The sequence below is a fragment of the Phaeobacter sp. HF9A genome, assembly GCF_011806385.1.
Taxonomy (GTDB): domain Bacteria; phylum Pseudomonadota; class Alphaproteobacteria; order Rhodobacterales; family Rhodobacteraceae; genus Epibacterium.
On record NZ_JAATOX010000172.1, the window covers coordinates 1 to 5,955 of the forward strand.

General features: G+C 64.1%; 8 protein-coding genes. 1 reads left to right on the top strand and 7 read right to left on the bottom strand.

The window, feature by feature from the left end; translation table 11 throughout:
- On the top strand, positions 1 to 817 hold an 817-nt coding region (locus tag HCZ87_RS19215; protein ID WP_167646481.1), incomplete at its 5' end, for an MYG1 family protein.
- Here HCZ87_RS19215 and HCZ87_RS19220 read toward each other — a convergent pair.
- From HCZ87_RS19220 to HCZ87_RS19250, 7 genes are all read right to left on the bottom strand, one after another.
- Positions 804 to 2,477: an SDR family oxidoreductase gene (locus HCZ87_RS19220; RefSeq protein ID WP_217701978.1), complete on the bottom strand. Its 1,674-nt coding sequence runs from the start codon at positions 2,475 to 2,477 to the stop codon at positions 804 to 806. The two genes, HCZ87_RS19215 and HCZ87_RS19220, sit on opposite strands and share 14 nt — an antisense overlap.
- Positions 2,470 to 2,871, bottom strand: a complete 402-nt coding sequence (locus tag HCZ87_RS19225; protein WP_167646485.1) for a thiol-disulfide oxidoreductase DCC family protein — start codon at positions 2,869 to 2,871, stop codon at positions 2,470 to 2,472. The genes HCZ87_RS19220 and HCZ87_RS19225 overlap by 8 nt, the downstream gene beginning before the upstream one ends.
- Positions 2,872 to 2,949: 78 nt before the next feature.
- Positions 2,950 to 3,414 carry a preQ(1) synthase gene (gene queF, locus HCZ87_RS19230; RefSeq protein WP_167646487.1) on the bottom strand — a complete coding sequence of 155 codons (465 nt, stop codon included), beginning with the start codon at positions 3,412 to 3,414 and terminating at the stop codon, positions 2,950 to 2,952.
- A gap of 17 nt (positions 3,415 to 3,431) precedes the next feature.
- Positions 3,432 to 4,139 (bottom strand): 7-carboxy-7-deazaguanine synthase QueE, encoded by a 708-nt coding sequence (gene queE / locus HCZ87_RS19235; protein ID WP_167646489.1) that lies wholly within the window; start codon positions 4,137 to 4,139, stop codon positions 3,432 to 3,434.
- Positions 4,136 to 4,501 carry a 6-carboxytetrahydropterin synthase QueD gene (gene queD, locus HCZ87_RS19240; protein ID WP_167646491.1) on the bottom strand — a complete coding sequence of 122 codons (366 nt, stop codon included), beginning with the start codon at positions 4,499 to 4,501 and terminating at the stop codon, positions 4,136 to 4,138. The genes queE and queD overlap by 4 nt, the downstream gene beginning before the upstream one ends.
- Positions 4,501 to 5,202 (bottom strand): 7-cyano-7-deazaguanine synthase QueC, encoded by a 702-nt coding sequence (gene queC / locus HCZ87_RS19245; protein ID WP_167646493.1) that lies wholly within the window; start codon positions 5,200 to 5,202, stop codon positions 4,501 to 4,503. The genes queD and queC overlap by 1 nt, the downstream gene beginning before the upstream one ends.
- 176 nt (positions 5,203 to 5,378) lie before the next feature.
- On the bottom strand, positions 5,379 to 5,924 hold the full coding sequence (locus tag HCZ87_RS19250) for a peroxiredoxin (protein WP_167646495.1): 546 nt from the start codon (positions 5,922 to 5,924) through the stop codon (positions 5,379 to 5,381).
- Positions 5,925 to 5,955: the final 31 nt, after the last annotated feature.

Consider the following 5,955-nt stretch of genomic DNA (forward strand, 5'->3'; position numbering starts at 1 on the left):
CGACGAGGCTTGGATCACCCCGGCGGCGGATCGGGTGATTTATGATGTCGGGCGTGACTATGATCCCGACCGCGGGATTTTTGACCACCACCAGAAGGACGCTCCCAAGCGCGACGATGGCCATCCCTTCAGCTCCTTTGGTCTGATCTGGAAACACTTCGGCATGGCATACCTGAGCGCGCTGGAGGTGCCGCAGGCGGATCTGGCGGATATCCACGCCAGCTTTGACGCCAGTTTTGTGCTGCCGATCGACCTGATGGACAATGGCGCGGTCGATCCTTCGGTCGCCGGGCCGCTCGCGGATTTGACGCTTCCCGCGCTGTTGGAAACGCTGAAACCGGTCTTTGATGATCGCGACCCGGATGCCGAGGATCGCGCCTTCGCCGAAGCGCTGGCTGTCGCGCGCAGCTTTGTCGAGGCCACGATCCGGCGCAAGGCCGCCAAGCGCCGCGCCGAAGCCATGGTGCTGGAGGCGATCACCAAGGCGGGCGACTCGCCGATCCTGGAGCTGCCGATGGGCATGCCCTTCCGCTCTGCCGTCGACAAGGCGGGGGCGGATCATCTGCTCTTTGTGCTGCATCCGCGCGGCAGTGACTGGACCCTGACCACCATCCGCCTGGACGGTGACACCTTTGCCAATCGCGCCGATCTGCCGCTGGCCTGGGCTGGTCTTACCGATGCCGCGCTGGAACAGGCCAGCGGCGTTGCGGGCGCGAAGTTCTGCCACAACGGCCGCTTTATCGCGGTGGCAGAGAACCGCGACGCGATTTTGAAAATGGCAGAGCTGGCCGTGGCCGAAGCGCTTACAGCGGCCTGAGCCAGCCACGATACCGCACGATCACCCCCGCAAGGGGCATGCCTACCGTGACATCAAAACAAAACCTGCCATCTTCCTCAAATTCCGCGGTGTCACTGCGGGGCAGCAGAAAGCCGGGAAGGGGGAGGCCAAGGCACCAGCCTCGGCTGACCGGAAAGCCAAGCCCCTGCGGAGCGGCGCTGAGGTCGATTTGAAAGCGCAGGAGGCCAAACCGCTCGGTGACTTGGCCACTGCCGGGCGAGCCATGAGGTTTGAGCACCGAATGGAACCGTTTGTCGGCGAAGTGACGGGTCCAGATCTCGTGATCGCCCTCGCGCTGGATCTCGACCCGCAGCGGCACCGAGGGGCTGGCGGCGGGAAACCCGATCACCCGGCACAGCACCCGGGCAAGGACAGAGCGACCGGTGTCCACGCGCGCCTCGCCCTGCCAGACCGCCGCATCGACGGTGTCATGCAGTTGCCGCACCTGTGCGGGAAGCGCGTCAAACCGATCTGCCAGCGCAGTCCTGAACACGGGCTCCAGGGGCTGCGAGGCTTTGCCGCTCTGGAGCGACAGACCCTTTGCGGTGGCCAAAATCTCGTCCAGCGTGACCTCTGCAAGGCAGGGGCGCGCACCGGGTGCGAGCTTGCCCGCCAGCGCCTTATGGCACAGAGCCCGGGCTGGCAGCGTCGGGATTTCCGGCCCATCCCCGGCGCCTGCGATGAGCGTCCAGCTCCGCTCCTCGTGCTGACCGGCCTCGTTGCGGCCGCACACCCGCACTTTCATGCCGCCGCGATCACTGCCAAAGGGTTCAAAAAGCTGCGCAATCCGGCGTAGTAGCGGTGCCAGCGGCTCAAGGCTGCGCAGCACCCCCGCCCGTACCGGCAGGCCCAGAAGCCACAGGCCGTGATGCAGCAGCGGCAGCTCCAGCCCCGCCCGAAACAGCACCGTGGGCGCGCCAAAATGCTGCGGAAACAGCTGTAGATCGGGCGCGCCGATATAGGCGGCATTCCGGCTTATTTCTGCCGTACCGGGCAGGCTCAGCCGCTCGCGTTTGCCGCCCGCCCAGCCGATGACCTCTGTGGACTGAGCGCCACGGGTGACGGGAATTTTCTGGCCGACCTGAGCGAGAATGGCGCGCATCACCGAAAGACCCCGCGGCGCCCGGTTGCCGGGCAGGATTGCCGTCTCGATCCGCGCAATGGACCTCAGCCCGCGCGCCAGCTCCGTGACCGCCGCAGAGGACAGCCCGGGCACGCTGGAAGCCCCGGAGATCACCGCAACCCCGGCGGCGCGGGCCTCTGCATCCAGCTGCCGGATCCCGGCCGAGAACGCCGCATCATCCGAGAGATCAATGTAATCCGCCTTCGCCGCGATCACCGCCCGGACGAGCGCATAGGGTGCGCCATCCTGCTGATAGGCCTGAAACGGTCCGGCGGCGTCGATCACGATATCGGGCGCGCAAGCGAAGATCTCTGCCGCCAGCGTCGGGGAGGCACGATCCAGTTGCAGAGGCGCGCCGCCGTGATCGGCACAGAAGCGCGCCGCCTTATCGAGCGCGCGTCCGGCCACCAGAACCTCAAACCCGGCTGTCTGGGACAGTGCCGCACAGAGCTTTCCGCCAAAGACCCCGTAGCCGCCCAGCACCAGAACCCGTCGTGCGGGCAGAGCGCTATTCAATGAGCCGCCCTCGCAGCGCGGCGGAGGGCAGCGGGCAGCTGCGGCGGCCAAAGGCGTAGCGGTTGCGGGCGATGCGATCATAGATCCAGTTACCCGGGCTGGCAGGGATCAGCCGCAACAGGGCCAGCGCACGCCACGGCCAGCCGATCACCCGCATGGCAGCGCAAAAGGCGGCGAGCTTGGTATAGGCCGTGCCGTCAACGATCACGATATTTGTGGACCAATCAAAGGGATCCAGCCCATGGGCGCGATAGATATCCTGACCGGTCCGGGACTGCGCCGCGACAAAGCGGAATCGCTCGGCGCGATCATGGCGGGTCATGAAACGCGCAAAGCCGGGGGAGAAGAGACACTCGGCGTCAAAGACGATCAGATCTCCCAAGGGCTGTGTCATGGCCGGTCCCCCATCGCGGTCGCCCCCGAACTTAACAACCCGGGGGCGACTTGGGAATGCGACATGAGGGCCCTTTGTCTAGCCGCGTCCGCGGTAGGGGGGTACGCCCTGATCCGGGATCCAGACACCCACGGGCAGGGGGCCGGTCTGGTAGAACACATCAATCGGGATGCCACCGCGCGGATACCAGTAGCCGCCGATGCGCAGCCATTGCGGCTCCAGAAAATCCGCCAGCCGCCGGGCGATGGAGACGGTGCAATCCTCGTGAAAGGCGCCGTGATTGCGGAAAGCCCCGAGGTAGAGCTTCAGCGATTTGCTCTCCACCAGCCATTGCCCCGGCACATAGTCGATCACCAGATGGGCAAAGTCGGGCTGCCCGGTCATCGGGCACAACGAGGTGAACTCCGGCGCGGTGAAGCGCACGTTATAGGCCACATCGGCCTGCGGGTTGGGCACCCGTTCCAGCTCGGCTTTTTCGGGGCTGTCGGGCAACACGGTCGCGCCACCCAACTGTTTGAGATTGCTATAGATACTATCGGTCATATCAGATTTCCAATTGCTCAGACGCCGCGCATGTTGCCCCAGACGAGCACATGCAGTTGCGGCAGGATACGGGGGGCGAACCAGCCCTTGCCGACCGTATTGTCGATCAGCCAGCGCAGCCTGGAGCTCGCCTGTTCCAGATCCACCGGCTGCGAAGGGTCGACCTCCGGGTTGCCCGGTTGCAGAAACAGCGGCAGCTGCGGATAGCGCGCGGCGGTGGCACGGGCATAGGCGAGGTCGTTTTGGTCAAAGATCACGATCTTCAGCACCGTCTGGGCCGCGTCCCCGACCGCCGTCAGGCAGCGCTCGAACTTGAGCCAATCGGTGCGATGGCCGCTGGAGGGCGGCTTGGGGCTGAGCACCAGCGTATCCAGCGCCGCAAACCAATCCTGCGCGATGGAGCCCTGGGTTTCCAGCGCGAAACGATAGCCCTCGGCCTTGCCAAGGGCGATGAGCGGCGCAAAATCCTGGATCGCCGGATTGCCGCCCGAGATCGAAACCGTCAGCGGCTGACCATCTGACAGGCGACGGACCTCGGCCATGATCTCCGTGGCCGTCATCGGCGCCCAGGTGTCGCGATAGGCGCTATCCACCGCATGCAGGCTGTCACACCATTTGCAGCGATAGTCGCAGCCCCCCGCGCGCACGAACACCGTGGGTTCGCCGATCAGCACGCCTTCGCCCTGTAATGTGGGGCCAAAGATTTCCGCGATGCGCAGGGTCATTGTTGCACCTCGGGCCGATACTCCGCCCAGGTTTTTGGCGTCTCAGAGACCTTGACCGCGCTCACCTCGGGCCAGCGCTCATGGCACCATTGATAGAAATGGCGCGCCATGTTTTCGGCTGTGGAGGGGAGGCTCAGCACGTCGTTCAGATGCCGGTGGTCGAAGCTCTCGTCGATATAGGTCTTGAGCGCGGCCAGCTCGTGATAATCACGCACAAACCCGTCGGCGTTCAGCTCCGGCGCCGCCAGTTCCACCACAACCACGTAATTATGCCCATGCAGCCTGGCACATTGGTGATCATCGGGAAGGTGGCTGAGCTGATGCGAGGCGGAGAAATGAAACTCCTTGGTGATGCGAAACATCAGCTCTGCTCCTGCTTGGCGATGGCCTCGCGCCAATACTCCGGGTCGGCATAGGTGGTCGGGTCGGTCACACCGGCCAGGTGAAAGGCCTCGCGCCGTTCAACGCAGGTGCCGCAGCGCCCGCAATGGGTCTCGCCGCCCTTGTAACAGGACCAGGTCTCGGCAAAGGGGGTGGCATGGCGCGCGCCCTCGGTGACGATATCGGCCTTGGAGCGATGCACGAAGGGCGTCCAGAGCCGGGTATTGGCATAGCCGTCCAGGGCCGCCTGCTGCATCGCGTCAAAGGCCTCGGTAAAGGCGGGGCGGCAGTCGGGGTAGATAAAGTGATCGCCGCCATGCACGGCAGTGGCCACCGCATCGTCGCCATTGGCAGCCGCGATGCCAAAGGCGATCGACAGCATGATGGCATTGCGGTTGGGCACCACGGTGATCTTCATCGTCTCTTCGGCGTAATGGCCATCTGGGACGTCGATATCATCGGTCAGCGCCGAACCGCTGAGCGCGGCGCCAATCGGGCGCATGTCGATCAGGTGGAAGGGCACGCCGAGGCGCTCGGCAGCGGCGCGGGCAAAATCCAGCTCCTTCTTATGGCGTTGGCCATAGTCAAAGGAGACCAGACGGGTGAGCTGCCGGGTTTCGGCAGCCATATGGGCGAGGGACACGGAGTCCAACCCGCCAGAGCAGATGACAAGTGTTTTCAAGTTTTCAGTCCTTGTTTTGTTGACCGGGTAGGCTGCGACCGGTGTGGCGGGCATATACGTCGCTGTTTGCAAATGCGCAATGGCAGGTGCCGTTAGGTCAATGCACCTATACGAAAGAACCCCCGCGACGGGGCGGCGTCGCGGGGGTTCCTGTCTGCCAGAGTGCCGGGCGCGGGTTACGCCGCCTCGGAGACTTTCTCCTTGAGGTATTTCAGCAGGTTTTCCGGCGCGCTTTCGCCATAGGGATCCTCGGCGTGGTTGTCATCGCGGCCCGGCTCTTCGAACCATGCCTCAACCACACCGTTGTTGACGATGGCCGCATAGCGCCAGGAGCGCATGCCAAAGCCGAGGTTGTCCTTGGCGACCAGCATGCCGACCTTGCGGGTGAACTCGCCGGAGCCATCGGGGATCACCTTGACGTTCTTGATGCCCTGAGCCTCGGCCCATTTGTTCATCACGAAGCTGTCGTTGACCGACATGCAGTAGATCTCGTCGATGCCCTCGGCCTTGAAGTCGTCAAAACCGTTCTCGAATCCGGGCAGCTGGTAGGTGGAGCAGGTCGGGGTGAAGGCGCCGGGCAGCGAGAACAGGATCACGCGTTTGCCTGCGAAGTAGTCGGCGGTGGTCATGTCCTGCCAGCGAAAGGGGTTGGGGCCTTCAATGCTGTCGTCACGGACACGGGTGCGAAAGGTCACCTGGGGGAGTTTTTGTCCTGCAAACATGGGAGAAAATCCTAACTATAATGAGGAGGTT

What these genes read in the sequence shown, in the direction of transcription:
- queE (WP_167646489.1), bottom strand. Translation starts at nt 4,139, where the DNA reads ATGACCCTGCGCATCGCGGAAATCTTTGGCCCCACATTACAGGGCGAA.
- queF (WP_167646487.1), bottom strand. Translation starts at nt 3,414, where the DNA reads ATGACCGATAGTATCTATAGCAATCTCAAACAGTTGGGTGGCGCGACC.
- HCZ87_RS19250 (WP_167646495.1), bottom strand. Translation starts at nt 5,924, where the DNA reads ATGTTTGCAGGACAAAAACTCCCCCAGGTGACCTTTCGCACCCGTGTC.
- HCZ87_RS19225 (WP_167646485.1), bottom strand. Translation starts at nt 2,871, where the DNA reads ATGACACAGCCCTTGGGAGATCTGATCGTCTTTGACGCCGAGTGTCTC.
- queD (WP_167646491.1), bottom strand. Translation starts at nt 4,501, where the DNA reads ATGTTTCGCATCACCAAGGAGTTTCATTTCTCCGCCTCGCATCAGCTC.